This window comes from Hymenobacter sediminis, assembly GCF_003231285.1.
Classification (GTDB): Bacteria; Bacteroidota; Bacteroidia; order Cytophagales; family Hymenobacteraceae; genus Hymenobacter; species Hymenobacter sediminis.
In genome coordinates, this window is sequence record NZ_QKNS01000002.1 from 127,485 (window position 1) to 151,985 (window position 24,501).

Consider the following 24,501-nt stretch of genomic DNA (forward strand, 5'->3'; position numbering starts at 1 on the left):
TCCTACCCCGAAACTTGCGAGAAACCTCATGCCTACTACCTATCAACAACCCACGGAGCGCGGCTACTACGGCCAGTTCGGCGGCGCCTTCATCCCGGAAATGCTCTACCCCAACGTGGAAGAGCTGCGCCAGCAGTACCTCGACATCCTGGCTGACCCCGCGTTTCAACAGGAGTACCAGCAACTGCTCCGCGACTACGTGGGTCGGCCTACCCCCTTGTTCGAGGCCAAGCGCCTGTCGGAGAAGTATAACACCCGCGTGTACCTCAAGCGCGAGGACCTCTGCCACACCGGGGCGCACAAGGTAAACAACACCGTGGGGCAGATTCTGCTGGCCAAGCGCCTGGGCAAAACCCGCATCATTGCCGAAACCGGCGCCGGCCAGCACGGCGTGGCTACGGCCACGGTGTGCGCCCTCATGGGCATGCAGTGCATCGTGTACATGGGCGAAATTGACATGGAGCGCCAGAAGCCGAACGTGTACCGTATGCGCCTGCTAGGGGCCGAAGTACGGGCGGCCATGAGCGGCAGCCGCACCCTCAAAGATGCCACCAACGAAGCCATCCGTGATTGGATTTCCAACCCCGTGGATACCCACTACATCATCGGCTCGGTAGTGGGCCCGCACCCGTACCCCGATCTGGTGGCGCGGCTGCAGGCGGTTATCAGTGAGGAGATGCGCAAGCAGCTGCTGGAAAAAACCGGCTCCGAGCTGCCCAACTACGTGGTAGCCTGCGTGGGCGGCGGCTCCAACGCAGCCGGCGCGTTCTACCACTTCCTGGAAGAGCCGTCGGTGAAGCTGGTGGCGGTGGAAGCGGCCGGGCACGGCGTCAACTCGGGGCACTCGGCGGCTACGTCGGTGCTGGGCAAGCCGGGCATTATTCACGGCTCGCGCACCCTGCTCATGCAGGACGAGGACGGCCAGATTACCGAGCCCTACTCCCTGTCGGCCGGCCTCGACTACCCCGGTATCGGCCCCCTGCACGCCTACCTCGCCGATTCGGGTCGGGCCCGGTTTATCAGCATTGAGGACGAGGACGCGCTGAAGGCGGTAGCCGAACTGAGCCGCCTGGAAGGCATCATCCCGGCCCTGGAAACCGCCCATGCCCTGGCCGCCCTGGGCCAACTAGGCGCCGGCCCTGACGACGTGGTAGTAGTAAACCTCTCAGGCCGCGGCGACAAAGACCTGGAAACCTACCTCAAGTACGCCGACACCATTCTGTAAAGCGCAAACCGTCTGTCATCCTGAGCCGAAGCGAAGGACCTCTACCTCTAGCTAACTCAATAGAGGTAACAACGAAGCGGCAGAGGTCCTTCGCTACGCTCAGGATGACAGGATTGATGATATGAACCGAATCAAAAACGTTTTTGAGAAAAAGCAGAAAGGCCTGCTCAACGTGTACTTTACTGCCGGCTACCCCAGCCTGCACGACACGGTGCCGCTCATTAAGTCGCTGACCCAGGCCGGTGCCGACCTCATTGAAATCGGAATGCCGTTCTCTGACCCGCTGGCCGATGGTCCCGTGATTCAGGCCAGCAGCACGGCGGCCTTGCAGAACGGCATGAATATGCGGGTGCTGTTTCGGCAACTGGAAGGCATCCGCAACGAGGTACCCGAAACGCCCATTCTGCTCATGGGTTACCTCAACCCCGTAATGCAGTTCGGGGTGGAGAACTTCTGCCGCGAAGCTGCCGAAGCTGGCGTAGATGGCGTGATTCTGCCCGACCTACCCCTGGACGACTACGTGGCCGAGTATCAGGAAATGTTCCGCCGCTTCAACCTGCGGCCGGTGTTCCTCATCACACCCCAAACGGCCCCGGAGCGCATCCGCCGCATCGATGAGCTGACGGATTCCTTTCTCTACCTCGTGTCGGGCCCCGGAACCACGGGCGGCGCCAACACCCAGGCCGAAGGGGTGCAGGAAGCGTATTTCGAGCGTATTGAAGCCATGAACCTGCGTAACCCACGCCTCATCGGTTTCGGCATCGGCGACAAAGCTTCTTTCCAGCGTGCCTGCGAGTACGCCGAGGGCGCCATCATCGGCTCAGCTCTGATTCGGGCCCTGGAAGGCACCGACGATGCGCCCGCCGCCGCTGCCCGGTTTGTGCAGTCGGTGCTTAAATAAAACGGAACTGAGAGGTTATCTAATTAGCCTTCTACCACTACTTGTCATCCTGAGCAGCGCGAAGGACCTCTACCGCTTACTTGGGGTAGTAATTACCCTCAGTAGAGGTCCTTCGCTCCCGCTCAGGATGACAAACGATTCCCCCTCCCCACATGATCATCCAACTCGACTCCCATATTTCCGAGGCGGCCCAGCAGGCCATCGAAGACCACATTAAGGCTCTTAAGTACAAAGTCACCGACGTTAAAACCCAGCGGGCTCACTACCTCGTGGCCATCGGCAAAGCCGACGTGGACCTGCGCACCATTGGGCAGCTGCCGGGCATCCTCGACATTCATCAGGTATCCGACGACTACCAACTGGTGTCGCGTAAGTGGCGCGTGCGCCCCACCGTGCTCGACCTTGGCGACGGAGTGCGGGTAGGGGAGGGCAGCCTCACGCTGGCCGCTGGGCCCTGCAGCATCGAGAATGAGCAGCAGATGGAGCTGATTATGCAGCACCTCGTGGACAACGATGTGCGCATTATGCGCGGGGGCGTGTTTAAGCCGCGCTCCTCGCCGTACTCCTTCCGCGGCCTGGGAATGGACGGCCTGAAGCTGTTCCACCAAATGGCGCGGGCGCGGGGCATTAAGATCATCACGGAAGTAATGCAGGTGTCGCAGGTGGAGGAGATGCACGACTACGTGGACGTATTCCAGGTGGGCGCCCGCAACACCCAGAACTTTAACCTGCTCGATGCCTTGGGCAGGGTAGATAAGCCGGTGATGATTAAGCGCGGTATTTCCGGCACCATTGAGGAGCTGCTGTCGTCGGCGGAGTATGTGTTTTCGGGCGGGAATGAGAAGCTGATTCTCTGCGAGCGAGGCATCCGCACCTTCGAAACGGCCTCGCGCAATACGCTGGATTTGAACGCCGTGCCCATCCTGAAGGAGAAAACCCACCTGCCCGTCATCGTGGATCCTTCGCACGGCATCGGTATCCGCGACTACGTGCCCTCCATGGCCCTGGCCGCCGTAATGGCCGGTGCCGACGGCATCATCTACGAAGCCCACGAGAAGCCCGAAGAAGCTGCCTCCGACGGCGCCCAAACCCTGAATTTTCAGGAGTCGGCCCGCCTGATTCGCAATCTGCGCAAGGTGTATGCCCTACGTCAGGAGCTAGAGTAGATTCCGGGTTTCTGTTCCGAACCGCCCCGCACTGCCCTTTCGGAAGGGGGAGTGCGGGGCGGTTCGCGTTCTACCTGTAGCTTTAGGTCATGGCCTTCACATTCAACCTGTACAGCAGTTTGCTGCTGCCGTTCTTTTTGCAGGGAATGGTAGTGGGCGTGGTAATGCTGGTGCGCCGGCACCGGGAAGAGGAGGCGGCTGATGGGTGGCTGGCCTTGTTGCTGCTCTTGCATGCGGTGCGCCTGGCGCAGTGGATGCTGGGCTTCGCGGGCTGGTACGATGCTCACGATGCCACAACCACCTTCATGTTTTACTTCCCCTTCCGCAACTGGCTGGCGGTAGGGCCCGCGTTCTACTTTTATTTTCGGAGCCTCACCAACCAGGAGTTTCAGTTTAGCCGCCAGGCTGCCCGGCATTTCGTACCGGCCTTGGTTTATCTGGGGTGGAAGCTGTTCGTGTTCGGCATGGACGTAGGATGGCTGCACGGGGTACAGGACCAGTCGTTGCCGTGCCATTTCAACACGAAAGGGGCGCTGGCCTGTCAGGCCAGCGCTGCCGCCGTTGATGATTGGGTGACCTTACTGGGGTACCTCTCGGTGGCGGCGTACGCCTGGCTGACGCTGCGGGAGTACCGCGCGTATTCACTCTACCTCAACAACAACTTCTCGGATACCGAGCAAATGCGGTTTCGGTGGCTGCGCGACGTGCTGATGGCCGAACTTATTGGTACGGCCGTGACCCTGGGGTTTCACCTCGTGGACGCGTTAATAACGCCGCTCAGCTACTACCAAGTTTGGTATGACTACCTGTTTACCGGCCTGCTGATTTACTACTTCAGCATTGCGGGCCTACTCACCAACCACCGGCTCCGGGCCTTGCAATTTCAGCCTGCGCCACCTGTTGCTTTTTCCGTTGCGGCGGAGGCACTAGCTGCGCCTACCCCCGCCGCCAATGCCGCTTTGCCCGCCGAAGCAAACCAGCCTACCCAAGTGCCAGAGCCGGAGCTGCTTCGCTGGACCGAGCGCCTGAAGCAGCACATGGCTACCAGCCGACCCTACCTTGCTCCAGAGCTGACGTTGGGCGAGTTAGCGGCCCAGTTGCAAACCAATCCTTCGTGGCTGTCCAGGGTGATAAACACGGGATGTGGGCAGAATTTCAACGACTACATCAATGAGTATCGGGTGCGGGAAGCTGAGCGCCGCCTGCGCGACCCCCAATTCCGGCGCTACACCCTCTTGGCAATTGCATTGGAGTCGGGCTTCAACTCAAAATCCACTTTTAACCGCGTATTCAGAAAGCTGCGGGGCGCCACACCCAGTGAAGTGGCGCGGCAGCCCTAAATGGCCGCCCAATTGGAAGGTGTCAAACTATAAGTTGGGGCGTGTCAAATAGCAAAATGAGTCGATTTAGGAGTAGCAGGTAGGTTTCTTTGAGCCATCGTTTCACCTAACCCCTACCACCATGCGCACCCCAAAGCATCCTGGGTCGTGGCCTCCGCTCCTGACGGGCCTACTACTCGTAACGGGTCTTCTGGCCTTCCGGCATCCGGGCCTGCACTCCAATTTGTTTATTGAACCCGGCAAACAATTCGTGCTTGGGGGCGAGCAGCCAGGGGCCTTCAAGGTAGAAGCCCGCAACGTGGGCAAAGTACCCGTTGAGTTTAAGGAGCGTCCCCGCGGTGGCGGCATCTTCGGCCGGGCGACGTTGGCGCCCGGTCAGCGCGCTACGCTGCGGTTCCTGGCCGGCTCCTCAGCTTTGCTGCTCAACCCTTCCGCCCAGACTGCTAACCTGAACCTGCACGTTACCGGCGACACCCGCCTGAGTATGGGCTACGAGCCTAATGGTACCCGTGAAGCAGTCCGTAAGCCATGAAAAAGCTGCTATTGGGGGCTACCCCGCTTTCTTCCCGCGCCGCCGATGTTACCTAGCTGTTGTTCCGACTGCACCTGGGGCAGTCCATTGCCGTGGGGCCGGCTGGTCTAAGCTGGTAAACCTGACTACCGCTACCGAGGCGGAAAAGGTGGTTGAGAAGGCCAGCGCCGGCAGCCCGCCCGATTGGTTTGTGCAGCAGGTGGCAGACTTGGGGTTCATCTTGCCTTCGGCCTACTTCTGGGCGGTGCTGGCGGTCTGGGGCGAGTTTGCGGGCGGCTTATACTGCTTGCGCTGGGGCTTGGTACCCGTCTGGCCGCCTTTCAGCTGGCGGTGCAGTTTCTGGTTATTGCGTTCCTGTGGTACGAGCAGCCAGAGCCCCTGTTAGGAATGTACTACCAGCAGCTCTTGTTCTGGGCCTTCGTGCTGGTAACCGGGGTAGGCGGGGGCCGCTACTCCATCGACTACCAAATCTGGAAGCGCACGGCTCGCGGGCGTAATACACAAGCAGCACAATCAGATCAGGAGTTTGCTGAGTTACTAGCCCGTTAGCAACCCAATTGATTTGTCTACGCGGCACTTTCTAGCAGCGGATTTACCGGCTGCCGGGGGGTAGGCGGGAGGCAGCAGCTTCGTCCAGAAACCAGTGCAATTCGCCGGAAGCAGGGGCAATAAGCTGGGCGGGGTCGCAAAGCCGGTGCTGGTTAAACGTGGCATTACCTGCGCAAGGTGTATGCCCTGCGCCAGGAGCTTGAATAGCCCTCGGTTTTGGCTGCAACACGCCCCACATCACAATTTGGTTGTGATGCGGGGCGTGTTGCGTTTAGAGTTTATATGAAACTGGATGGGAGTTCCACTAGACCGTCATTCCGATCTGGAAAAGAAGGCGACATGTTTCACCTCAGCACGACAAACCGGCGCGGCGAAGTTCTCACCTAGCTTCAATAGCCTCCCGCTTGGTTTGGTCGTATTGCAAGGTGTAAGCTTTCAGAAAAGCCATCAGAACTGTATTTCTTAGCAAACGCTTATGCAAAGCCCTACCTCTTCCCAACAGCAAGACCAAGAAAAGAAGTTGGCCGCCGCGACGGCTCTGCACTGGGTCAAGGACGGTATGCAAGTGGGGCTGGGAAGCGGCAGCACTGCGGCGTATTTTATTAGCTTATTAGGAGAAGCCATGGGCGCCGGACAGCTCCGGGTGCAGGCAGTTGCTACCTCTTTAGTTAGCGAAGCTTTGGCAAGGCAGGCCGGAATTCCGCTGTTTGAACCCCGAAAGGGCACGCGCCTGGATTTAACCGTAGATGGTGCCGATGAACTAGACGCTGATTTGCGTCTCATCAAGGGTGGGGGAGGAGCCCTCTTGCGGGAGAAAATATTGGCCACAGCTTCTCGCCACGTACTTATCTTGGCCGATTCCTCGAAAGTGGTGCCGCAACTGGGCCGGTTTCCGTTGCCCCTGGAAGTGGTACCGTTTGCATTACCTTGGGTGCTGGACACATTGGAGAAGCTTCAAGCAAATTCAGTGCTCCGCTCAGACCGCCAAAATCCTACTGAGCCCGCCCGTACCGATCAAGGCAACGTGCTGGTGGATTGCCATTTCAATCAGTTCCCGGACCCTGCACAGCTGGCCCGGCAGTTGGAAGCCATACCGGGGGTAGTAGAACACGGTCTGTTTCTGGGCGTGGCTCATACGGCCCTGGTAGCGCAAGGAGAGCAAGTACTGGTGTACAAACCCGGTGAGGCACCCCGAAATATAGCCGAGTTTACAGAGCTTCCTTGAAGCTTGTAATCAATAGACAAAAAACTGTCATTCCGAGCGAAGTTGAGGAATCTCGCGTGCTGATGTTGTAATGGTAATCATACATCAGCACGCGAGATTCCTCGACCAGCTCGGAATGACGGTCAGAGATATTTAAGCTATTGAGTTGTGCAATTGCTTTATCAAGCCCATGGTTCAGCGGTTGTCGGGGGGTAGGCGGGAAGCGGCGGCTTCGTCCATAAACCAGTGCAGCTCGCCCGAAACCGGGGCAATAAGCTGGGCCGGAAATTCCTCTATATTCTCTTCATCAGTCAGGATGTGCTGCACCGCGGCGGCCTTATCAGCTCCATACACCAAGAATACGGTTGTCTGGGCCAGGTTCAGCAAAGGGGCAGTAAGGGTAATGCGGTAAGCCTGCTTCTCTTCCACAAATACTTCCCGGGCCCCTACGGTGGCATCGTGCAGCACGGAGGTGTGCGGAAACAGGGAGGCCGTGTGAGAATTATCCCCCAGGCCTAGCAACACCAAATCGAAGCGGGCTTCCCCCTGGCCAAAGAACTGCTCAATGGCCTGCGTGTACTGCTGGGCTGCTTCGGCCGGCGGCAGTGCTGTGTCTACAGCAAATACTTGATTTGTAGCAATTTCTAGTGGTTCCAGCATGGCCTCGCGGGCCATACGGTAGTTGCTGTCTGCATCCGTATGCGGCACGTAACGCTCATCGCCGAAGAAGAAAAACACCTTCTCCCAAGCTACCTGACTACGATATTTCTCAGAAGCCAGCAGCTCGTAGAGCTTCTTGGGCGAGCTGCCGCCCGACAACGCCACAGAGAAGCGGCCGTGTGCCTGCGTAGCCCGCGCGGCCAGCTCCACAAAGAAGTCTGCTAGGTGGTTCAGGCCTTCTGCGGGGGTTGGGAAAATATGAAGCTGTGGGCTGTTATTTCTTGCCATGGAGTGGGAGCGTAAACCAGTGAAATCCGTCGCGGGCAATCAGGGCCTCGGCCACTTCTGGGCCCCAGGAGTCGGCGGAGTAGTTAGGGAAGTTCTGGCTGGTACGGTTTTGCCAGGAGTTCAAAATCGGCATAATCAGGTCCCAGGCGGCCTCTACCTGGTCGCCGCGCATGAACAGGGTCTGGTCGCCGAGCGTGGTGTCCAGCAGCAGGGTTTCGTAGGCTTCCGGCGCTTGGTTGGTGTAGGTGCCCTGGTAGTCAAACACCATATCCACGGTATTGAGCATCATATCCAGGCCGGGGCGCTTAGTTTGTACCTGCAGCCGAATACTCATTTCGGGCTGAATGCTGATGATGAGTCGGTTGTGCTGCCAGCTTTCCGCCGTTTCGGAAGGGAAGATGCGGTGGGGCACGTCGCGGAACTGAATGGTAATAACAGAGGACGAGCGGTGCATACGCTTGCCGGTGCGTACGTAGAAGGGTACGCCCTGCCAGCGCCAGTTGTCCACGAAAAACTTAACGGCCGCGAAGGTTTCAGTGTTGGAAGTGGGGTTAGCGCCGGGCTCTTCCCGGTAGCCCGGAACTTGCTGGCCTTCTATCCAACCAGCTCCATATTGCCCTCGCACCGCCGACTCCCGCACATCTTCGGGCGCGAAGCGGCGCATGGCCCGCAACACATCCACCTTGCGGTTGCGCACCTCATCGGCGGTAAAATCGACGGGTGGCTCCATAGCTACCAAGCACAGCAGTTGCAGGAGGTGGTTCTGAATCATGTCGCGCATGGCACCGGCCCCGTCGTAATAGCCGCTCCGTTCGCCTACCCCCAGCTGCTCCGTCACCGATATCTGCACGTGCTCGATGTAGTTGCGGTTCCAAAGGGGCTCGAACAGGGCATTGGCAAACCGGAAGGCCATGATGTTCTGCACGGTTTCCTTGCCCAGGTAATGGTCGATACGGTAAATCTGGCGCTCCGTAAAGCTACGGCTCAGCAGCTGGTTCAGCTCCCGCGACGACTCCAGGTCATGCCCGAACGGCTTTTCAATAACGATGCGCGTGCGGTCGGCATCGGCAGCCAGCTCGCTCTGAGCAATATTTTCGGCAATGATGGGGAAGAACTCGGGCGCTACCGCCAGGTAGTAGATGACGTTAGCGGGCGCACCCCACTCCTTCTGGTAGGCGCTGATGCGCTTGTCGAACTGCTGGTAGGTAGCGGCGTCTTTTACATCGGCAGCTTGGTAAACCACATGCTCAGCAAACGCGGCCCAAGTCTTTTTATCGGCCTTGCCGGTGCGCGAAAATTGGTTGATGCCTTCCAAAAGCCGGGTGCGGAACTGCTCATCGGAAAGCTCCGTGCGTCCCGTCCCGATGATGGCAAACTGCTCGGGCAGCCATCCATCCAGAAACAGGTGGTAGAGGGCCGGGGCCAGCTTGCGGGCGTTCAGGTCGCCGGTGCCGCCAAAAATGACAAAAACGGTAGGAGAAAGCTGCTGTTTAGCGCTCATGCGAAGAAGGTCACAGAAGTAAATAAATCAGAAAACAGAGCCTTATAAGGTTGGTGGTATCTGCCAATCCGGCTTGTTTTCTATTCCTGAAAAGAGCCTGTTCTCGGATAGCACAAGCCCGGTTTCAGCAACCTGATGGTAAGGCCGGCTCAGCTGCCGCGGTAGGTAGAGTAGCCGTAAGCCGAGAGAGTAATGGGCACATGATAATGCGCCCCATCCTTCAACTCAAATACCACGTCGATGTAGGGGTAGAAGGACTTGAGCTGGCGGGCCGCAAAGTAGGGCTGGGTCAGAAACGTGAGCTTGTAAATACCGATATGCGCGGTTTTGGAAGTACTTGTGGGTAGGAAGTCGCCGATGCGGCCTGCTGCGTCCGTTTTCTTCTCTCCAACCACTGTCCAAGACTTTTTGGCGTCATCATACTTTTCCAGGCGCACCGTCACGCCGGAGGCCGGTGAGCCAGCGCTGATATCAAGAATGTGGGTGCTAAGCTGGTAAGCCGGGGCCTGAGAAAAGCCCAGTAAGGGCAGCAGACTAAGCAGGCAAATAAGGAGCGTCTTCACAAGTAGAAACGAAAAGAAAGAGCAGCCTGAAGCCCAGTAATGGCCTTTCGGCGTTCATGCGGCGCAGGCCCCAGCGGTGAAAAAATCAAGGAAGTGCAGGCCTTATTGATTGGGCTGCACCTGCCGCTCCTGTTTGTTTTCTTCGCCTACATGGATGTCCTGCTTGTTGGCGGCGTCTTCGTGCTCAGGCGTCCATTGGGTATGGAACAGGCCTTCTTTGCCAATCAGCTCGTAGGTGTGGGCCCCGAAGAAGTCGCGCTGGGCCTGAATCAGATTAGAGGGTAGGCGCGCGGTGCGGAAGGAGTCGAAATAGCTGAGGCAGGCGGCGTAGGCGGGCACGGCCAAGCCAGCCGTTATGGCCCCTGCTACTACCGTGCGGGCGCCGGGCACAGCCTGCTGTACCAGTTTTGCTACCGGCTCATCCAGCAGCAAGTGTTCCAGCTCAGGCGTTTGCTGGTAGGCGTTGTAGATATCGTTCAGGAAGCCAGAGCGGATGATGCAGCCCCCGCGCCAAATGCGGGCAATGCCGGCGAGCTGAAGCGCGTAGCCGTATTCCTCCGAGGCCTTGGAGAGCAGGTGCATGCCCTGGGCGTAGGTAATCACCATGCTGAAGTAGAAAGCTTCCTCCAGTTGGGCCAGAAAAGCCTCTTGGTTTGTTGCTAGGGGCTGGGGCATGGTGCTGTATTGCGCAGCCAGCTTCTCGCGGAGGGCTTTGTACTTGGAAAGGTTGCGCAGAGCCACGGCCGTATCAATGGTAGAAAGCGGCACTTCCAGGTCCATGGCTACCTGGGAGGTCCATTTGCCAGTGCCCTTGGAGCGGGCCTCGTCCCGAATATCGTCGAGCAGCAGGTGGTCGGTGCCCGGTGCCCGGAAGGCAAAGATATCCTTGGTGATATCGAGTAGGAAGGACTGCAGGCGGCCGGCGTTCCACTGCGTAAATACCTGGCCTATGGCATCGTTATCAAGACCCAAGCCTTGCTTGAGCACTCCGTAGGTCTCGGCAATGAGTTGCATCAGGCCGTACTCAATACCGTTGTGCACCATTTTTACAAAGTGACCCGCCGCGCCAGGGCCAATGTAGGTAACGCAAGGCTCCCCACCTACCTGAGCAGCAATAGCCTCGAACATGGGCTTCATTACCTGATACGCCTGCTGGTCGCCGCCGGGCATCATGCTGGGGCCAAAGCGGGCACCCTCTTCCCCCCCGGAAATACCCATGCCGAAGAAGTGCAGCCCCGCCGCTTCCAGCGCGGCCGCGCGGCGGTCGGTGTCGGTGAAGTGAGAGTTGCCTCCGTCGATGATGATGTCGCCGGCCGCGAGCAGGGGCCGCAGCTCCTCAATTACGCTGTCCACAATTTTACCGGCCGGCACGAGCAGCATAATGGACCGGGGCGTCTGCAGGCTCTGCACGAAATCCGACAGCTCCGCGAAGCCGCGCACGGGTAGGCCCGCGCCTTCCTCCGAAAGCAGACTGAGTTTGCTGGCGTCCTTGTCGTAGCCAGCCACGGCAAAATCATGGTCGGCCAGGTTCAGCAGCAGGTTGCGGCCCATGGTGCCCAGGCCAATCATGCCAAACGAATAAGTAGTTGGCGTTGCGCTCATCGTACGGTAGTTTTCAGGGTGAAGGCTTCAATTAAGGGAAGAGCAGGAAAGCAGGCGCCCGAATGGCTACCTGCCCAGGATTTATTTAGCTCAACTTAAACCCGCGTCAAAGGTTATGCTTTTTATCCTACTCCGCCTAGATTGCTTCGGGCGCACATCGCCAAATGTTGATGCGGGCGGCGCCTACCCCCTTCACCAAGCAAGACCTGTCCTGGCCTGACTTGCGGCGCAGTTTCAAGCGGGTTTCCTTCCGCAGATGAGGAGGCGGTAGGGGTTGTTGATCCATCATTGAACATTTGCTAGGCTTAGCTCTAGAAACTGCACTACCCCATCAACCCTTCCTACCTGTCCTTTATACAAGGAGGAGAATTAGCTTTAGCATAGCTCCGCAACTTGGCTACCTTAGCCTGCGCTTCCGGGTCTGTATTCGCCCAACACGACTATTACTGTTGAGATGCCGTAAGAGCCTAGATGCTTTTTGGTAGTGCCTCTCCGCTTCAATTCTTCCAACTCTTCTATGTCTATAGCTCAGGTTATCATTGTAATGGGGGTGTCCGGCTCGGGCAAATCCACGGTGGGCTCTCTGCTGGCTCGGCAGCTTCAATTGCCTTTTCATGATGCCGATGATTTTCACTCGCCGGCCAACATCGCCAAAATGGCTGGCGGTACCCCCCTCACCGATGAAGACCGCAAGGGGTGGCTGGAGGCTTTATCGGCTGGCATTCGGGAGTGGAGCCAGAGCGGTGGGGCAGTGCTGGCCTGCTCGGCCCTAAAGGAAAGCTACCGGCAGCAACTGATGGCTGGAGGCCCTATTACCTGGATTTTTCTGGATGGCACCGAGGAACTGGTGCGGCAGCGGCTCACCAGCCGGGAAGGCCACTACATGGGCTCGGCGCTGCTATCCTCCCAGTTTGCCGCGCTGGAACGGCCCGCCTATGGTTTGCGCCTGCCCATTGAGGATACGCCTCCGGATCTGGTCAGCCAGATAGTGGCTTATTTAGAGCAGGAAAAGGGCATTACCCGCTAACCGGAAGCTGACCGCCACATGACGTTCCTGATTCTTCTGGTAGCTATTCTAGTACTGATTGGGCTTATCAGCTGGGCCAAAGTGCACGCCTTTCTGGCGTTCTTACTGGTCACGATAGGGGTAGGGCTGGCCTTCGGGTTGGCGCCCGGCCCACTGATGGCGGCCATCTACCAGGGCCTGGGCGATACGCTGGGCTCGGTGCTGCTCGTCATTGTGCTGGGAGCTATGCTGGGCAAGCTGGTGGCCGAAAGCGGCGCCGCCCAGCAGATTGCCGCCGTCCTGATTTCTGCCTTCGGGACTCGCCACATTCAATGGACGATGATGGTAGCGGGCTTTATCATCGGCATTCCCCTGTTCTACAATGTGGGATTCGTGCTCATGATTCCGCTCATCTTCTCGGTGGTGTACAAGTACCGGCTGCCGGCCGTGTACGTGGGGCTGCCCATGCTGGCGTCTTTGTCGGTGATGCACGGTTTCCTACCCCCGCACCCGTCGCCAACCGCTCTGGTAGCTCAATTCCACGCCAACCTGGGCCTGACCTTTCTGTATGGCCTGCTGATTGCTATTCCGGCCATTATTCTGGCCGGCCCTGTGTACGGACGCACGCTGCGTGGCATTGTGTCGGTACCCCTGGCCAGCTTTCAGGTAGAAGCCCTGCCGGAAAGTGCCCTGCCCGGCAAGCTGAATAGTTTCTTGTCCTCGTTGCTGCCGGTGCTGTTGCTGGTGGTTGTGCTGGGTTTACAAGCCGTGCTACCCCGCCATAATGCTCTAACCCCCGCGCTGGCTTTTCTGGCTGAGCCGGCAGTAGCTATGCTGGTGTCGGTGGGGGTAGCAACTTTCAGCCTGGGCACGGCACTGGGCAAACCCCTGCCGGCCGTAATGGAGGCGTACTCGGCATCTATTAAAGACGTAGCGCTGATTCTGCTCATTATTGCCGGCGCGGGAGCTCTGAAGCAGGTGTTGGTAGCCAGCGGAGTCAGCGCCGATTTGGCGGCCGGGTTGCAGGGCACCGGGTTGCCGCCCCTGCTGCTAGGGTGGCTAATTGCGGCCGTCATTCGGGTGTGTTTGGGCTCGGCTACTATTGCCGGCCTCACGGCTGCCGGGGTTATGCTGCCCACCGTAGCGCAGGCCCACGTTAATCCTAACCTGATGGTGCTGTCCATTGGGGCGGGCAGTTTGGTGCTGTCCCACGTAAATGATGCAGGCTTCTGGCTATTCAAGGAGTACTTCAACCTGAGTGCCCGCGACACGTTTCGCTCCTGGACCATGATGGAAACCATCGTGTCGGTGGTGGGGCTGGTAGGGGTGCTTCTACTCGATTGGATTCTGGCCACTTAATAAAAACCAGGCTCAGGCTGTGCTAGTTATTTCTGAAATAATATATATTTGTACCATCATGCTGAACCTAACCGCGAAGTACTTTAACCTGATGAATATTCGCCCCGTGCAGGGCGAGGTCGGGCCACTTTGCGGACATAGAAGGTAGCAGCACAGCATGACACTTCTCTGAAAATCAAGCAAAAGCCCGACTCCGAAACAGGAGCCGGGCTTTTTTTCTGCCCTATAACCGGCACATTCTCATGGTACAGCAACACTACGACCAGTACACCGCCCAGGACCAGTTGGTTTGGAAGGTATTGTTCGACCGGCAAACGGCCCTGCTGCATAAGCGCGCCTGCACCGCCTTTGGGCAGGGGTTGGCAGCCATTGGCTTTCACCGCAACGCTATTCCCAACTTCGAGGAAGTAAACCAGCGCCTGCAGAAAGCTACCGGCTGGCAGCTGGAGCCGGTGCAGGGCATGCTGAATGATGCTGACTTCTTTGGGCTGCTGGCCCAGCGCAAGTTTCCGGCTACCGTCTGGATCCGGTCTATGGAGCAGTTCGATTTCATCGAAGAGCCCGATCTGTTCCACGGCGTTTTCGGGCACGTACCCCTGCTGATGGACCACGCCTTTGCCGATTTCCTGCACTTCCTGGGCCACGTAGCTGCTCAGCACCTCCACGATGCTGTGGCCCTGGCCCGGTTGGAGCGGCTCTATGGCTTCACGGTGCAGTTCGGGATGGTGATGGAGCGGGGCGAAGCCCGGATGTACGGCGCTGGCTTGCTTTCCTCCTCCGGCGAAATCCATCATTGCATCGGCGATGTTACCCGCCGTCACCCCTTTGATTTGGCTACGGTGCTGCATACGCCGTACAGTGAAGCGCACTTGCAAGACCAGTACTTCGTGCTCAACAGCTGGGACCAGCTCACCGAAAGCGTAGCCGAGCTGGCTGCCTTGCTTTCCTCCGGCTGGGAATTGCAGCCCGTGGAGTAGGTCCAGGGAAACTGAAGGGGGTAGGGGTTTGCGCGTTGTACTCAGTAACGCAAGCACGCGTCATACAGAAGCTAGCTGTCTGCTGTAACTACTGCTTTGCTGAATTTTCCTCGGATTTGTCCGCTCCGCTTCCTGTCTTACATTTGCGCTTATGCTATTGACCTCCCGCTATTATGCCTACGCTTATTACGCTCCCCACCGGAGCGGAGCGGCCGTGGCGTGTCAGCGAGGATAGCAACTTCCCCTACCGACACTTTTCAAAAGCCTGCTCCCGCTTCGTGCGGAGGCAGGCTTTTTCTTTTTCACCCCTTTCTTCTTTTCAGATGATGACTTCTCTGATTGCTCCCGTTGCTTCCGCCGCCCTGCCCCTCCTGACCCAAGATTATAGCCGCTACACCGCCGCCGACCAGCACGTATGGCAACTGCTCTTTGACCGGCAGATGGCCCTGCTACCCGGCCGCGCCGCCGATGCCTTTCTGGAAGGGGTAAAGCAAATTGGCTTTACCCGCGACACCATACCGGATTTCCGAGAGATAAACCCGCGCTTGCGGGAGCTGACGGGCTGGGAGCTGGTAGTAGTGCCCGGCCTAGTGGACGACACGGAGTTTTTTGGGCTGCTGGCCCAACGCAAGTTTCCGGCTACTACCTGGCTGCGCAAGCTGGAGCAGCTCGATTACCTGGAAGAACCCGATATGTTTCATGATGTATTCGGGCACGTACCCTTGCTGACCAACCCAGGGTTTGCGCAGTTTCTGCAGCAACTGGGTGAGGCGGCCCAGCACCATGCCAACCGCTGGCCCGGCAACCTGGAGCTGTTCACGCGCCTGTACTGGTTTACGGCCGAGTTCGGCCTGGTGCAGCAACCCGAGGGCCTGCGCATTTACGGGGCAGGCTTGTTGTCATCGCACGGAGAAGTGAAGTTCAGCCTGGGTGAGCAGCCCACCCGCCTGCCGTTCACGCTGGACGGGGTACTTAACACGGCCTTCGAGAAGGATAAGTTTCAGGAACTGTACTTCGTGCTGAGCGACCTGGAGCAGCTACCCCAAGCTCTGCAGCAACTCCTGGCCCGGCTGGTAGAGTAAGTGAATAAAGTAGCCGGGCTGTCATTGCGAGCAACGCTACATTGTCAGCCTGGTTAAAAAGCAAGCCCTTGGCGTCGGTACCAGCGCCAAAGGTTTGTTGTTTTATCGGCGGTAGGAAGTGGACTAGGAAAGCTGACTTCGTTTGGAGTCTTCGCTAGAATACTACCTTCATGCGCCGACCACTTAGTAGCGCCAGCCCAAGCGGCGGTAGATGAAGTGCAGAAGCCAGAGCGGACCGATGAGCAGAAACTGCACGTCTTTCAGGAAGGAAGGCTTTTTGCCCTCTACTTTGTGCCCCCAGAATTGCCCAATCCAGGCCAGCACGAACACCAGCAGGCACACGGCCCAGAGAGGTAGCACAGCCGCCGCATCCACTACCCGAAGAGTAGCCGCCATTGCCACCCATACCAGCACCATACCCACCGCCAATCGGCCGGAAAGGCGTAGGTAGTATGCCACGGCCAGCACCATCACCACGGTAGCCCAGTTCAGCCACGGACTTACCGCCCGCAGCACCTCCGGCACCGGAATTGACCAGAGCAGCCCCAGAATCGAGAACATAATCAGGGGCACGCATACCCAGTGCACCACCTTGTTAGTGGGGTTCTGGTGGCTTTCGCCGTACTCATCGAGTAGGCTTTGGACCGGAGAGGGGGTAGGGATTTCCATAGGACAGGCGGCAAGGTTGAGTAGGTAAAAGATACAGATTTGGTTGGGTTTACGTACTCTACCTAACCCATCATTCCAAGCAAGAGCTAAGAACATAAGTTACTCATGTGACTGACCCAGATTCTTTGTTCCCGCTCGGAAGGACATAAAAAAAGGCGACCTGTGCAGGCCGCCTTTCTAACGCTGAATGAAATCAGCGCAATCCGCTTAATCCGCGGTTCACTTGAGTTTGAGGTTTTTCTTGAGGTAGGCAACGGAGGCGGCGTGAGCGTCTTCGGCGAAGGGCTTGTTGTACTTGGGGTTGGAGGGGTTGGCGAAGGCGTGGTCAGCGTCGTAGGCTTTTACGGTGAGGCCTTTTTTGACGGCGGCCATGTCCTTTTCGAACTGGGTTACTACCTCCTGGTTGATCCACTTGTCCTGCTTCGCGAAGACGAAAAGCACGTCGGTGTTCAGGGTTTTGAGCTTCGCTACGTCTTTTTCAGGCATGCCGTAGTAGGCCACGCAGCCTTTGGCCTTGGGGCCGGCCAGCAGGGCCGTCTGGATGCTCCAGCCCCCACCGAAGCACCAGCCGATGCTGGCTACCTGCGCTTTCGGGCCGGCGTAGAGCAAAGCACCTTTGATGATGGCCTGGGCGCGCTCGGTCTTGATACCCTGCATGAGCTTGCCAGCCTGATCGGCATCGGTGGCTACCTGGCCGTCGTAGAGGTCAAGGGCAATGACGTTGACGCCGGGCATTTCCTTGGCAAAGCGGGCTGCTTCCTGCTTGATGTAGTCGTTGAGACCCCACCACTCATGTATCACCAACAAGTACTTATCAGAGCGGATGTTGCTCTTTATTTCAAAGGCTTTGCTGCTTTGGCCATCGGTGGTTTTAATCTCCACCATTTCGCCGGTTCCCTGGTAGGTGAAGGGTAGGGGCGCATCGTGACCACCCGAGAAGTCTTCATCAGAAGCCAGCATGGCAAATACCTCGGTGGCGTTGGGGCTGGTAGAAGGTTTAGCGCAGCAGCTCAGGGTTTGGGCCGAAGCCATGGACACCACGCTCAGCAGCGCGGCACAAAGAGTCCAAAGTTTTTTCATGAATGAGGGGAAGGAAATTGTAATAAAAAAGCAGTCCGGCGGCACTTATGTAACTACATAAGTGCCGCCGGACTGCTTAAACTGCTACGGAGCCGTTTGGTTTCGGAATGATAAGCAGGTTATCGGACTCTATTTAAGCGGTTCGTACGAAAGCGCGCAGCTCGGTCAGCAAAGCGTAGAGGCCTACGTAAGTGCGGTTGAGGTAGATGAAGTGCTCGGAGCCGCGGGGCTCGCGCTGCTGCCGTAGCTCGGGCTGCTGCATGAGGTCGTCGCCGAGGGCGTATAGGCTCTCCAGATACGCCGGGTCGCCGAAGTCGAAGGTGGGCTGGCGGAACGGGCGACCCACCAGCTCCAGGGAAGCCTGCATGGTGCGCACGTAGAAAGTGCGCTGCGCTTCCGGATCCTGGAGTTTTACTACCCCCGCCTGGGTCAGCAAAGCGGTTAGTCGGGCTTCGTCGGCGAGGGTTTCGGGGGCAAGTAGGGCCGTAAAGAGTTGGTGCACATCGGCCGGAATTTCCTTTACGCAGCCAAAATCCAGCACGCCCACCGTCCCGCCGTTATCCGCCTGCAGCAGGAAGTTGCCGGGGTGGGGGTCGGCGTGCACCTGGCGCAGAGTGTTCAGCTGGAACATGTAGAAGTCCCAGAGCGCCTGGCCCAGCTGGTTGCGCACCTCCTGGCTGGGGTTGGTGGCCAGAAACTCTTTGAGGTGCTGGCCGGGCAGCCAGTCCATGGTCAGGATACGTTGGGCGGACAACTCGGGGTAGTACTGCGGGAACTGCAGGTTGGCCAGGTGGGCGCAGGCGGCCGCAATCTGCTGGCCGCGCCGCAGCTCCAGGACATAGTCGGTTTCCTCAATCAGCCGGGTTTCTACTTCCTGCATGTAAGGGCGCACGGTGGCTTCATCGAGGCCCAATACGCGCAGGGCAATGGGCTTCACCAGCCGGATATCGGAGCGGATGCTGTCGGCCACACCGGGGTACTGCACCTTCACGGCCAGGGTGCGGCCGTCTTTTTCGGCCCGATGCACCTGCCCAATGCTGGCGGCTTGCCGGGCGTTCAGGTCAAAGGTGTCAAACACCTCAAACGGCGACTTCCCGAAGGCATCCCGAAATGCCTTCACCACCAGCGGCCCCGACAGTGGTGGCGTCTGGTACTGGGCCTGGGCAAACTGCTCGGCGTAGGCCGTGGGCAGAATGTTCTTCTCCATGGCCAGCATCTGGGCCACTTTCAGCACCGAGCCTTTCATCTCACTCAGAGCGCCGTAAAGTTCCGCCGCGTTGGCCTGGTGCAGGTCCGCCGTGGAGCTGTCGGCCCCCACGGCGCGCTTGGCGTAGTGCTTCACGTAGTTGGCGCCCACATTCAGGCCAGTTTTAGCGAAGCGGGCCGCCCGAGCGACTTTAGTGGTAGGAAGGGAGTTGAGCGGGGTGTTCTCGGCGGAATCAGCCATAGAAAAGCGGCCAGTGGATAGCTGGCAGGCAGGAAGTCAGACTGAAAAATGATCTTGTCAGTCAAGAATTCCTCAACAGTCCGATGAAACAAGGAATAGAAAACGGGGCCAGCCGTGTTAGGTACGGGCTTGTAATTAGCGACGGCTCTGTACTAGAAAGCGCACAAAATCGGTGGCCGAATCAAAGGTGTTGCGGCCCACTAAATCGAAGCTTAGCGTAACAGCCTTCTCAATGGCAGCATCCGTGCGCTCAAAGTTCACGGACTCGTCGCGGGCGAAGAAGCCCAGCACGAACAGCAACTGCTGCCAAAAGAAGCGGGGGTAAGCATTTTCGATAAGCGGGCGGGTAGCAATTTCCCCACTCTGCCGTCCTTCCCGCAGGATATTTGTCACGAACTCCTCAAACTCCTGGCGTAACCCATCGAGCACGCGTGGGGTGAGGCCGGGCATCCGGTGCAGGGAGCGGCGCAGGGCCTGTAGGGCAAAGCTGCGGTTGCGCTTCAGCACTTCGAGCAGGGTGTAGTAAAAGCCCAGCAGCTTCTCGCGGGCGCCGTACTCTGCCCACACAGGTTCTTTGGAGGCAATGTCGTAGGCTTCGCGGCCGAAATCAGCCCACAGTTCCCTGTCGAGCACGTCGAAGTTGGCGTAGTAGCGGTAGAATTCTTGCTCCGGCAGGCCCAGCTTTTTAGTCAGCTTGAACACCGACGCCGGGGGCATACCCTTGCGCAACACGTAATCGAGGTAGGCTTGTTTAATGTGGTCCTTTTCCATGCCTGTATAACCAGTAGTTCCACTATTTAGTTGTTGATAGTCCGGTGGGTATGCACGTGTCAGAGCGGTCTGGACTAGTATACGCTTCCATAAACAAGACCAAGGTTTTTTACCTGTTCTATATTCATATTCGTAGATTTGGACGCGCATATCCTTGCGGATTTTGCTGCTTGAAAGCTTTGTTTACTGTTCTGCTTATCGTCATCTATATGAGAAAATTAGTACCCTATTTACTTGCATTCATCGTGTCGGTGTGTTGCGTCGGCCTTCACTTTGGGCAAGCACAGAACCTGGTGAAAGTAGGGGAGGTGACTACTCCGGCCTCTCCAACCGGCATAGCCCGCAAGGGCAACACACTGTACCTAGCTAATTTCGGTCTCAACACCCTAGAGGCGCTGGATATCAGCAATCCTATTACTCCGGTATCGAGAAGCGTGGTGGCCAACTCCGGTGGCCGGGCGCGTAGGGTAGTAGTAGGAGGCAATACAGCTTACGTAGCCAATTATGGGGTAGGCACCAGCTGCTGCAGCTCCATTACAGCGTTCGGGCTGCAAACTCCCAACAACCCGGCGGCGCCTTCTATTGTCAACATTACCGGCAATCCATTAACCATCGGGGCCAGTGAAGTAGCGGTGTGTGCTGTCACCACTAACAACAGTACGCATACCAACAATTTGCAGGTTTTCACGCCAGACCTGACCCCCGCCGCCACGGTGGAGCTACAAGCAGTTGGTGGGCCTATCCGACCCGTTGTACAGGGCCCGCTGGCCTACGTGCAAGATGGGAGTGCCCTGAAGGTATTTGACGTGAGCAACCCGCGCCAGCCGGCGTTGCGCCATACCAGCACTACCACCTCCATCAGCGCTATTAGCGGCGCAACGGGCTATGGAACGAAGAACGGAGGGGTGCAGGTGTATGATTTAAGCACCCCCGAGGAGCCCGTGCTGTTAAGCTCCCTTCAACTATCGGCAGGAGCTGGGTCGGCGCTGTTGGCTGCTGGCCCGGGAGTGGTGTATGTGTTGTACACCGGCACGGGCTCTACTACCACCAGTACCTTGCATGTAGTTGATACCAGCAACCCTGCGGCCCCGGTGCTGCGGGGTACTGTTTCAATAACTGAAATATGCTACGACCTAGTGGCCACCGATGGCTACGCGTACGTGCTCGTTGACGGTAGATTCTTGCAGGTGTACCGCTACCAGAACGCAAACTCAGCCAGCATAACTGCCCTGACGCCTGATAACGGCAGTGTTGGCACCAGCGTGAGCATTACCGGTACCGGATTTACGGGGGCTACTGCGGTGCGCTTCAATGGGGTAGCTGCTAGCTCCTTCACGGTTGCATCAGCAACTACTATAACGGCAGTAGTGCCGGTAGGAGCTACCACGGGCCCCGTGAGCGTAACCACACCCAATGGCACGGCTACGTCCCCGACTAACTTCACCGTTACCGTAGCGGCTATTGCCAACAACAGCATCAGCGGCCCAACCCCTAGCGAGTTTTGCGGCAGTGACAACCCAGGTATCATAACCGGGCAACAGCCTACGGGTGGCGACGGCACCTTCACCTATCAGTGGCAAAGCTCACCAGACAACATCACCTTCACCCCTGTTATCGGGGCAACCGGACAAAGCTATGACCCGCCGGTTATCAGCCAGACCACGCACTACCGGCGGCTGGTTACCTCAGCTGGCCAAGTGGCTACCAGCAACACAGTGACCCTGGCTGTACAGACGGCAGTGGCCGGCAATACTCTGGTTGCGCCTGTTCCGGCTGTCTTCACTGCCGCCGCTGACCCTGGCATAATCATCGGTAGCCAGCCTACCGGAGGCAGCAACTCCTACAGCTACCAGTGGCAAAGCTCTCTGAACAACACTACCTTCTCCAGTATCAACGGAGCTACGGAGCAAAGCTATGATCCGCCGGTGCTGAGTCAGACAACCTATTACCGGCGGCTAGTGACCTCCGGAGCCTGCCAGCAACTGAATATCAGCAACTCTGTTGTCATAGCTATTCAGTTGGTCACAGCTACTCAGGCAGTTGAAGCGGCTACTCACCTAGTGCTTTACCCAAATCCTGCTCATCAGAGTTTCCAGCTTGCTCTTCCTTCTGGCTCAGCGGCCAAAGCCCTTCGCGTGGAGGTGCGTAACGCGCTGGGGCAGGTAGTGATAAACTGCAACAAAGCAGTCAAGCATAGTGATTTAAGTGCGGAAGTGGATATTCGCCGACTGGTCGCAGGTGTGTATTCTGTACAGGTTGAAGTAAACGGACAGCACTTCACAAAGCGTCTGGTTAAGGAATAGCCAACTATATGCAGCAGGTGCTTTAACATAATGCCCTTTCTGCACACAGTCTGGGAGGGGATTATGTTAAAGCACAGTTGTTACGAAAATTAGTTTGCGTTCCTGCCGCGCATCTGCTCAAATTCATGCCCTTTTATAATGTACCCGCCGCCCGATAGGCAGTGCGCAGCGTTTCGATGGCCCGCTCCCGGGCAAACTTGTGGTCGACGATGGGTTTGGGGTAGTCGCAGGTGCCGAACTCGGGTACCCATTGCCACACGTAGGCGAAGGTAGGGTCGTACTGCTCTTGTTGGCTCTGGGGGCTGTACACCCGAAACCAGGGGGCGGCCACTACCCCGGTACCGGCCATCCACTGCCAGTTGCCCACGTTCTGGGCCATGTCGTAGTCGAGCAGCTTATCGGCAAAATACCGGTCGCCCCAGCGCCAGTCGATGAGCAGGTGCTTCACCAGAAAGCCCGCGGCGGCAATACGGGCCCGGTTGGGCATGTAGCCCGTTTGGTTTAGCTCGCGCATGCCGGCATCTACCAGGGGGTAGCCCGTACGGCCTTCGCACCAGGCCTGAAATTCTGCCTCGTTGTTGCGGTAGAGCACTTGGCGCAGGCGCGGCTCGAAGCTTTCGGTGGCTGTGGAGGGGTAGTGCCAGAGCAGCATCATGAAGTAGTCGCGCCAGATGAGCTCGGCCAGCAGCTTGGGGTTCAGGTCGCGGGCCTGGCGCATCAGCTCCCGCACGCTCAGGGTGCCGAAGCGAAGGTGCACCGAGCGGCGGGTGCTGCTGTCCACCCGGCCCGGCGAGTCGCGGGTAAGGTGGTAGTTGCGCACCAACTCCTCGGGCGGCAGCTCGTTGGCCGGTACTTCCTGCCGAAACTCCTGGAACCCCATGCTCGTCAGGTTCGGGCGCGGCGGGGCCTGGGGCAACTGGGCCAGGTGCGGGGCGGTATATAGCTCGGCGGAGGGGTAGGGCTGTAGGTCCTCGTCGCGCAGAGCTTCTAGCCAAGCCTTGCGGTAAGCCCCAAACACCCGCGCCGGCTTCCCCGACTTGCCTAATAGCTCATTCTTAGCGAAAATGACCTGGTCCTTGAGCGCATGAAACGCTACCCCGTGGCGGGCCGCCAACGCGGCCACGGCCGTGTCCCGCTCGGTAGCGTAGGGCTCGTAGTCCTCGTTGGTGTAGATGGCCGCTACCTCGTGCTGGGTCAGCAACTGCTCGAAAACCTCCATCGGCCGCCCGAAAAACGCGAGAAAAGTGCCGCCCTGCTGCTCAGTCTGCCGGGCCAGACGCTCTACCTCATCATAAATAAAGGTTACGCGGGCGTCGCGGCGGGAGGGCAGCAAATCCAGAATTTCTCGGTCGTAGATGAACAAGGACACCACCGGATGCCCGCTTTGCAGGGCCGCCGCGAGGCCGGCATTATCGTGCTGGCGCAGGTCGCGCCGGTGCCAGAACAAGGTAATCGGCATAGCGTTGAGCGTGATAGTAGAAGTTAAAGCGCCGGTTTGTGGCCCAGAGCACGGGTAGGAAGCGCCGGTAGAAATAACATTCTGGGCTATTCCAGAAATTTATTTCAACCGCCCCATGCCGCCATCTACGGCGTGCACTTGCCCGGTGATAAAGGAGCTGTGGTCGGAGAGTAGGAAGCTCGTCATATAAGCCAGGTCCTGCGGCTCGCCGATGCGCTGCAGGGGGTGGCGCTTAGCCCCGGCTTCTACTTTTTCGGGTGTGCTGAGCAGGGCTGATGCCAAGGGCGTGTTGGTCAGGGAAGGAGCCACGGCATTGACCCGAATGCCACTGGCGGCGTACTCGGCAGCTAGGGCGCGGGTGAGGCCCTCCACGGCCGCTTTTGCCGTGGCAATGCTAGCATGGAAGGCCATGCCGGTTTCGGCGGCCACGGTGCTAAACAGCACCACGGAGGCGCCATTGGCCTTTTTTAGCCGCTTCATGGTAGCCTGCAGGATTTGCACTGCTCCCAGTACGTTCAGCTCAAAGTCGGCCCGAAAGTCATCAGCCGGAATCCGTTCGAAGGGACGCAGTTTGATGCTGCCGGGGCAGTACACTACCCCGTGCAATACCTCAGGCAAGCCATCGAGGGCAGTGCCTAAGGGCTGGGTTACATCCAGCTCTAAGAAGGTAGTGTTCAGCTCAGCAAGCTCCGGAGACAGGTGCCGCGAGGCCGTGAACAGGCTGGCGTTCAGCTTTTGAAGCAACTGAGCCGTAGCCAGCCCGATACCGGAGGAAGCCCCCACGAGGAGGATGTTTTTGTTCGCAAATTCCATGCGC

Annotated in this window: 22 protein-coding genes; 12 read left to right on the top strand and 10 right to left on the bottom strand. The window is 58.2% G+C overall.

Annotated elements, in window-relative coordinates; translation table 11 throughout:
- Nucleotides 1-28: 28 nt before the first annotated feature.
- The 7 genes from trpB (at nucleotide 29) to rpiA (ending at nucleotide 6,938) form a co-directional block, all read left to right on the top strand.
- Nucleotides 29-1,225 (top strand): tryptophan synthase subunit beta, encoded by a 1,197-nt coding sequence (trpB, locus tag DNI29_RS07125; protein ID WP_110977409.1) that lies wholly within the window; start codon nucleotides 29-31, stop codon nucleotides 1,223-1,225.
- Nucleotides 1,226-1,346: 121 nt separating this feature from the next.
- Nucleotides 1,347-2,126, top strand: a complete 780-nt coding sequence (trpA, locus tag DNI29_RS07130; protein WP_110977410.1) for a tryptophan synthase subunit alpha — start codon at nucleotides 1,347-1,349, stop codon at nucleotides 2,124-2,126.
- Nucleotides 2,127-2,278: 152 nt separating this feature from the next.
- Entirely contained in the window at nucleotides 2,279-3,292 is a 1,014-nt protein-coding gene (gene aroF / locus DNI29_RS07135; RefSeq protein ID WP_110977411.1) for a 3-deoxy-7-phosphoheptulonate synthase, read from the top strand.
- Between the two features lie 89 nt (nucleotides 3,293-3,381).
- Entirely contained in the window at nucleotides 3,382-4,632 is a 1,251-nt protein-coding gene (locus DNI29_RS07140) for a helix-turn-helix domain-containing protein (RefSeq protein ID WP_110977412.1), read from the top strand.
- A 121-nt stretch (nucleotides 4,633-4,753) separates the two neighbouring features.
- A complete protein-coding gene (locus DNI29_RS07145; protein ID WP_123823105.1) occupies nucleotides 4,754-5,164 on the top strand; it encodes a hypothetical protein in 411 nt (136 codons plus the stop codon).
- Nucleotides 5,165-5,494: 330 nt separating this feature from the next.
- Nucleotides 5,495-5,713, top strand: a complete 219-nt coding sequence (locus DNI29_RS24085) for a hypothetical protein (RefSeq protein WP_123823107.1) — start codon at nucleotides 5,495-5,497, stop codon at nucleotides 5,711-5,713.
- A gap of 475 nt (nucleotides 5,714-6,188) precedes the next feature.
- On the top strand, nucleotides 6,189-6,938 hold the full coding sequence (gene rpiA / locus DNI29_RS07155; RefSeq protein WP_110977415.1) for a ribose-5-phosphate isomerase RpiA: 750 nt from the start codon (nucleotides 6,189-6,191) through the stop codon (nucleotides 6,936-6,938).
- A 174-nt stretch (nucleotides 6,939-7,112) separates the two neighbouring features.
- Here the strand turns inward: rpiA and pgl are convergent, their stop codons facing one another.
- The 4 genes from pgl to gnd all read right to left on the bottom strand — a co-directional run bounded on the left by pgl (nucleotide 7,113) and on the right by gnd (nucleotide 11,531).
- Nucleotides 7,113-7,865, bottom strand: a complete 753-nt coding sequence (gene pgl, locus DNI29_RS07160) for a 6-phosphogluconolactonase (RefSeq protein ID WP_110977416.1) — start codon at nucleotides 7,863-7,865, stop codon at nucleotides 7,113-7,115.
- Entirely contained in the window at nucleotides 7,852-9,366 is a 1,515-nt protein-coding gene (gene zwf / locus DNI29_RS07165) for a glucose-6-phosphate dehydrogenase (protein ID WP_110977417.1), read from the bottom strand. Before zwf ends, pgl begins: the two co-directional genes overlap by 14 nt.
- Nucleotides 9,367-9,515: 149 nt before the next feature.
- Nucleotides 9,516-9,929, bottom strand: a complete 414-nt coding sequence (uraH, locus tag DNI29_RS07170) for a hydroxyisourate hydrolase (RefSeq protein ID WP_110977418.1) — start codon at nucleotides 9,927-9,929, stop codon at nucleotides 9,516-9,518.
- A 102-nt stretch (nucleotides 9,930-10,031) separates the two neighbouring features.
- The gene (gene gnd / locus DNI29_RS07175) at nucleotides 10,032-11,531 is read right to left on the bottom strand and encodes an NADP-dependent phosphogluconate dehydrogenase (RefSeq protein ID WP_110977419.1); all 1,500 of its coding nucleotides are present in this window, start codon (nucleotides 11,529-11,531) and stop codon (nucleotides 10,032-10,034) included.
- 517 nt (nucleotides 11,532-12,048) lie between these two features.
- On the opposite strand from gnd, the gene DNI29_RS07180 reads away from it, so the two are divergent.
- The 4 genes from DNI29_RS07180 (at nucleotide 12,049) to phhA (ending at nucleotide 15,955) form a co-directional block, all read left to right on the top strand.
- Nucleotides 12,049-12,558 carry a gluconokinase gene (locus DNI29_RS07180; protein WP_110977420.1) on the top strand — a complete coding sequence of 170 codons (510 nt, stop codon included), beginning with the start codon at nucleotides 12,049-12,051 and terminating at the stop codon, nucleotides 12,556-12,558.
- Nucleotides 12,559-12,576: 18 nt separating this feature from the next.
- The gene (locus DNI29_RS07185) at nucleotides 12,577-13,896 is read left to right on the top strand and encodes a gluconate:H+ symporter (protein ID WP_110977421.1); all 1,320 of its coding nucleotides are present in this window, start codon (nucleotides 12,577-12,579) and stop codon (nucleotides 13,894-13,896) included.
- A gap of 242 nt (nucleotides 13,897-14,138) precedes the next feature.
- A complete protein-coding gene (locus DNI29_RS07190; protein ID WP_110977422.1) occupies nucleotides 14,139-14,873 on the top strand; it encodes a phenylalanine 4-monooxygenase in 735 nt (244 codons plus the stop codon).
- 323 nt (nucleotides 14,874-15,196) lie between these two features.
- Nucleotides 15,197-15,955: a phenylalanine 4-monooxygenase gene (gene phhA / locus DNI29_RS07195; RefSeq protein ID WP_238388035.1), complete on the top strand. Its 759-nt coding sequence runs from the start codon at nucleotides 15,197-15,199 to the stop codon at nucleotides 15,953-15,955.
- 183 nt (nucleotides 15,956-16,138) lie between these two features.
- Here phhA and DNI29_RS07200 read toward each other — a convergent pair whose 3' ends face one another.
- From DNI29_RS07200 to DNI29_RS07215, 4 genes are all read right to left on the bottom strand, one after another.
- Nucleotides 16,139-16,624: an Mpo1 family 2-hydroxy fatty acid dioxygenase gene (locus tag DNI29_RS07200; RefSeq protein WP_110977423.1), complete on the bottom strand. Its 486-nt coding sequence runs from the start codon at nucleotides 16,622-16,624 to the stop codon at nucleotides 16,139-16,141.
- A gap of 219 nt (nucleotides 16,625-16,843) precedes the next feature.
- Nucleotides 16,844-17,704, bottom strand: coding sequence for a dienelactone hydrolase family protein (locus tag DNI29_RS07205; RefSeq protein WP_238388036.1), 861 nt, complete (start codon nucleotides 17,702-17,704; stop codon nucleotides 16,844-16,846).
- A gap of 133 nt (nucleotides 17,705-17,837) precedes the next feature.
- Nucleotides 17,838-19,151: an ABC1 kinase family protein gene (locus DNI29_RS07210; RefSeq protein ID WP_110977425.1), complete on the bottom strand. Its 1,314-nt coding sequence runs from the start codon at nucleotides 19,149-19,151 to the stop codon at nucleotides 17,838-17,840.
- A gap of 135 nt (nucleotides 19,152-19,286) precedes the next feature.
- The gene (locus DNI29_RS07215; protein WP_110977426.1) at nucleotides 19,287-19,922 is read right to left on the bottom strand and encodes a TetR/AcrR family transcriptional regulator; all 636 of its coding nucleotides are present in this window, start codon (nucleotides 19,920-19,922) and stop codon (nucleotides 19,287-19,289) included.
- A 209-nt stretch (nucleotides 19,923-20,131) separates the two neighbouring features.
- On the opposite strand from DNI29_RS07215, the gene DNI29_RS07220 reads away from it, so the two are divergent.
- Nucleotides 20,132-22,225, top strand: a complete 2,094-nt coding sequence (locus tag DNI29_RS07220; protein ID WP_162303538.1) for a DUF8696 domain-containing protein — start codon at nucleotides 20,132-20,134, stop codon at nucleotides 22,223-22,225.
- Between the two features lie 133 nt (nucleotides 22,226-22,358).
- Here DNI29_RS07220 and DNI29_RS07225 read toward each other — a convergent pair whose 3' ends face one another.
- A complete protein-coding gene (locus tag DNI29_RS07225; RefSeq protein WP_110977428.1) occupies nucleotides 22,359-23,684 on the bottom strand; it encodes a cryptochrome/photolyase family protein in 1,326 nt (441 codons plus the stop codon).
- A 99-nt stretch (nucleotides 23,685-23,783) separates the two neighbouring features.
- Nucleotides 23,784-24,497, bottom strand: a complete 714-nt coding sequence (locus DNI29_RS07230; protein ID WP_110977429.1) for an SDR family NAD(P)-dependent oxidoreductase — start codon at nucleotides 24,495-24,497, stop codon at nucleotides 23,784-23,786.
- Nucleotides 24,498-24,501: the final 4 nt, after the last annotated feature.

Bases quoted from the DNA above. Each gene is read 5' to 3' on its own strand.
- trpB (WP_110977409.1), top strand. From the start codon at position 29: ATGCCTACTACCTATCAACAACCCACGGAGCGCGGCTACTACGGCCAG.
- trpA (WP_110977410.1), top strand. From the start codon at position 1,347: ATGAACCGAATCAAAAACGTTTTTGAGAAAAAGCAGAAAGGCCTGCTC.
- aroF (WP_110977411.1), top strand. From the start codon at position 2,279: ATGATCATCCAACTCGACTCCCATATTTCCGAGGCGGCCCAGCAGGCC.
- DNI29_RS07140 (WP_110977412.1), top strand. From the start codon at position 3,382: ATGGCCTTCACATTCAACCTGTACAGCAGTTTGCTGCTGCCGTTCTTT.
- DNI29_RS07145 (WP_123823105.1), top strand. From the start codon at position 4,754: ATGCGCACCCCAAAGCATCCTGGGTCGTGGCCTCCGCTCCTGACGGGC.
- rpiA (WP_110977415.1), top strand. From the start codon at position 6,189: ATGCAAAGCCCTACCTCTTCCCAACAGCAAGACCAAGAAAAGAAGTTG.
- pgl (WP_110977416.1), bottom strand. From the start codon at position 7,865: ATGGCAAGAAATAACAGCCCACAGCTTCATATTTTCCCAACCCCCGCA.
- zwf (WP_110977417.1), bottom strand. From the start codon at position 9,366: ATGAGCGCTAAACAGCAGCTTTCTCCTACCGTTTTTGTCATTTTTGGC.
- gnd (WP_110977419.1), bottom strand. From the start codon at position 11,531: ATGAGCGCAACGCCAACTACTTATTCGTTTGGCATGATTGGCCTGGGC.
- DNI29_RS07180 (WP_110977420.1), top strand. From the start codon at position 12,049: ATGTCTATAGCTCAGGTTATCATTGTAATGGGGGTGTCCGGCTCGGGC.
- DNI29_RS07185 (WP_110977421.1), top strand. From the start codon at position 12,577: ATGACGTTCCTGATTCTTCTGGTAGCTATTCTAGTACTGATTGGGCTT.
- DNI29_RS07190 (WP_110977422.1), top strand. From the start codon at position 14,139: ATGGTACAGCAACACTACGACCAGTACACCGCCCAGGACCAGTTGGTT.
- phhA (WP_238388035.1), top strand. From the start codon at position 15,197: ATGATGACTTCTCTGATTGCTCCCGTTGCTTCCGCCGCCCTGCCCCTC.
- DNI29_RS07200 (WP_110977423.1), bottom strand. From the start codon at position 16,624: ATGGAAATCCCTACCCCCTCTCCGGTCCAAAGCCTACTCGATGAGTAC.
- DNI29_RS07205 (WP_238388036.1), bottom strand. From the start codon at position 17,704: ATGAAAAAACTTTGGACTCTTTGTGCCGCGCTGCTGAGCGTGGTGTCC.
- DNI29_RS07210 (WP_110977425.1), bottom strand. From the start codon at position 19,151: ATGGCTGATTCCGCCGAGAACACCCCGCTCAACTCCCTTCCTACCACT.
- DNI29_RS07215 (WP_110977426.1), bottom strand. From the start codon at position 19,922: ATGGAAAAGGACCACATTAAACAAGCCTACCTCGATTACGTGTTGCGC.
- DNI29_RS07220 (WP_162303538.1), top strand. From the start codon at position 20,132: ATGAGAAAATTAGTACCCTATTTACTTGCATTCATCGTGTCGGTGTGT.
- DNI29_RS07225 (WP_110977428.1), bottom strand. From the start codon at position 23,684: ATGCCGATTACCTTGTTCTGGCACCGGCGCGACCTGCGCCAGCACGAT.
- DNI29_RS07230 (WP_110977429.1), bottom strand. From the start codon at position 24,497: ATGGAATTTGCGAACAAAAACATCCTCCTCGTGGGGGCTTCCTCCGGT.